Source organism: Nocardioides sp. P5_C9_2 (assembly GCF_054049555.1).
The window spans coordinates 1-2,585 of record NZ_JBFUMD010000520.1; the positions used below are offsets into that span (position 1 = coordinate 1).

Consider the following 2,585-nt stretch of genomic DNA (forward strand, 5'->3'; position numbering starts at 1 on the left):
GTATCCGAGCGCCTCGACCTCGTCTGCGTCGTACTCGTGCCCCCACGCCGTGCCCGTAGAAGTCTCGATGGTGAGGGCGAAGTCGTCGCGTTCGATTCGCCAGAATCGGTAGCCCACGTCGATGCGGTCGTCGGGTCCCGGTGCAGTGAGTTCGGGATTGCGAACTGCTATCTCGTCCCACCAGTCCGGACGAGTGTCCGAGAACTCGCTGGCACACCCGTTGCGGATGTCGAATGGCTGATCCATGAGGGCCAGTGCTGCGATCCGGGCGATGAGGGCGTAGAGCATGCCCTCGCGGCTGGGAGGCTTGTCCTCGTGGCCTAACCACAGGCCCGCAGCGTCCTCTATGCGTTCAAGAACGGGCGGACACTCTTCGTCGTAAGTGAGGTACTCATCCCAGGTCCACGGTCCCCCCTCTACCTCCATCTCCATGCCGTCGCTGCGCTTCAGGACGTGTATCCGCCCTTCATCTCGGTTGAGGTAGATGACCGGCCCGGGGGACTGGTCGTGGTCGCGTCCTTCAGGAGCGAGCCTCAACACATCGCTGGTCCCCGGATGCGGAAACGTGCGGTGCACACGCAAGTTTGGGTGTCTCGCGACCAGTTCGCTGGCCAAGCGCCATGAGGCTGCTTCCAAGACCGTGCGATGAAAGCGGCTGGACCGGTTCGGGTGCGTCGCCTCGAGTAACCCTCCTGCGACTTCGCACTTGGGGCACAGCCACTCGTCTTCGGGGAGCGAGTTCAAGCGTGTGCCGCAGTCCAGGTGGACCGGGTATGGGTCATCGGGGCGACGCGCGGTCCAGTAGCCCGCTGCGCTGGTGAGCGCGTACTGCATGGCCGTCCCCCTTTCGTGGCTGTCTCCGTCGTAGTGGTCGATCAGCCACCTTCCGGCTCGGATGTTACTCATCGTCTACGGCCATGCGCGCGCTTCGTGCCCATTGTTGGGTGAGTGCCGGGACCGAGACGCCGCAGTTTCCAGGAATCTGCAATTCAACGGGCGTTCGGCGAGCGGGTGCGTGCGTCGCGCGTGGAGCGCGGGTGGACGCAAGAGGCGCTCGCAGAGCACAGCGGCTTGGATCGGTCGTTCATCGCCCAGATCGAGAGCGGTTCGCGGAACCCGAGCCTCGCCACCATCGCACGGCTTGCTGCTGGTCTTCAGGTGAACATCGCGGACCTGTTCAGCGATGAGCGGGCATGAGTGGTGGGGCTTCAGGAGGCGCTCGGCTGTAGCGCTCGGTAAACGGTCGCTCGACTGACTCCGCCGACGACCTCCGCGATCTGGGCGACGGTGTGCTTGCCCTCTGCGTGCATCTGCCGCACGACGGCGATCTGATCTGCCGACAGGGCCGACTTCCGTCCAGGCTTGGAACCGCGTGCCCTCGCCGCCGCCAGGCCCGCTTTCGTCCTGTCTACGATGAGGTCGCGTTCAAACTCAGCCAACGCGGCGAAAATGTGAAAAACAAGTTTCCCGGTCGACGTGGTCGTGTCGACGTTCTCGTGCAGCGACCTGAAGCCGACTCCCTGCTCTTCAAGCGCCGTCACGGTCYGGATCAGGTGCGGCAACGAGCGGCCCAGTCGGTCCAACCGCCAGACAACTACCGTGTCGCCCGCTCGCACGTAGTCGAGCAGCGCCGCCAGTTGAGGCCGGTCCGTTCTTGTACCCGACGCCTTGTCCTCAAACAGCCGTGCGCAGCCGACCTGCTGCAACGCCTCGCGCTGCATGTCAGTGCTCTGCTCCGCCGTCGAGACCCTGCTGTAGCCGACGAATTCGCCCACGCGGTCACCTCCCTTTGCTTGACACGTGTCAAGTATCCCATATGAGACTGACAGTTGTCACGAAGTGCTCGCATCGGACGCAATCACGGGTATTCCGAAGCGCGATGCGGGATGACATCCGGCCGTCATCAAGCGAAACGGCGCATTCCTCCAAGACGGCTTGAGCGTCCAGACATGCCGATGAACACGCCAACCGGGGGTTTGTTGGTCACATGATCTGTACTCCAGGACGTCGCTCCTGGGAGCCTTGGAGGCCCATGTAGGTCCGTCATGGGGTCTGTGCAGCAGCCAACTCGGCATAGCGCAAAAGGCTATGGCGTAAGAGGTCATGTGTGAGGTCGGAGAGACGCCTCAGGCGTGCCTCATCGAGTGTCAATGCCAACGCGTAGCCACCTTGGATGACCTCAACGTCGGTTGGAGTAGTGAGAGATATCAACGGCCACGAACGACCATGGGCGAATGCCGATGCCTCGCGCCAACGGGCCCGAGCCTCTGCCCGGCTCCACCCAACGACTGACGCAGCGTTAGCCACTGTGTCCGCATACGACAAGGTTCCAGTCACCTGCGTGGGCTTGACGCCCAGGCTCGTGGCAAGCGTCAGAACCTCCTTGGCACGGTCGCGGCCACTCTTGCCCCGCGGAGGCGGAACCTGTCCGGTGTCGTCCTCCCACAGTTGGCGTTGTCCGAAGTCGTAGTGCCAGACCCGCAGAGCGCGCCCACGGCGGGTGGACCGTTGCCCCGACTCCATCACCCAAACAGCCACCGATGCCGACTCGACCGCCGCCCGTAGCAAGGTCCATGGAGCGTTGA

General features: G+C 63.6%; 3 protein-coding genes. 1 reads left to right on the forward strand and 2 read right to left on the reverse strand.

The features are described 5' to 3' along the window. A partial coding sequence (locus ACXJKL_RS19070) for a TY-Chap2 family putative peptide chaperone (RefSeq protein WP_457208575.1) occupies window positions 1-834 on the reverse strand: 834 nt, incomplete at its 3' end. A 114-nt stretch (window positions 835-948) separates the two neighbouring features. Here ACXJKL_RS19070 and ACXJKL_RS19075 point away from each other — a divergent pair. After that, complete coding sequence (locus ACXJKL_RS19075) at window positions 949-1,197, forward strand: helix-turn-helix domain-containing protein (RefSeq protein ID WP_457208576.1); 249 nt, start codon at window positions 949-951, stop codon at window positions 1,195-1,197. An 11-nt stretch (window positions 1,198-1,208) separates the two neighbouring features. Here the strand turns inward: ACXJKL_RS19075 and ACXJKL_RS19080 are convergent, their stop codons facing one another. After that, the gene (locus ACXJKL_RS19080) at window positions 1,209-1,775 is read right to left on the reverse strand and encodes a recombinase family protein (RefSeq protein ID WP_457208577.1); all 567 of its coding nucleotides are present in this window, start codon (window positions 1,773-1,775) and stop codon (window positions 1,209-1,211) included. Window positions 1,776-2,585: the final 810 nt, after the last annotated feature.